This window comes from Caballeronia sp. ATUFL_M2_KS44, from assembly GCF_023630965.1.
Lineage (GTDB): Bacteria > Pseudomonadota > Gammaproteobacteria > Burkholderiales > Burkholderiaceae > Caballeronia > Caballeronia concitans.
Window position 1 is genome coordinate 1 of record NZ_JALQEA010000043.1, and the last position, 234, is coordinate 234.

General features: G+C 64.5%; 1 pseudogene. It reads right to left on the reverse strand.

Annotated elements, in window-relative coordinates:
• Nucleotides 1–234 (reverse strand): annotated as a pseudogene (locus NCR39_RS19230) (RND transporter); the annotation flags it as partial.

Genomic DNA, 234 nt, shown 5'->3' on the forward strand with positions numbered 1-234 from the left:
GCCGCCGCCTTCAGGTTCTGGTTCGCGTCCTGCGCCTGCTTTTCCAGATCGTTGAGCGTGGCGTCGTCGAAGATCGTCCACCATTCGCCGCGCATCATCTCTTCGGACGGCTGCGCGGTCTTCCACGTACCCGCTTCCGATGCATCGAGCGTCTTTTGCGGCGTTTCCTTGTAGGCGGACGGCGCATTGACGTCGGGCTTCTCGTAGGTGGGCGCGAGCGAGCAGCCCGCGACC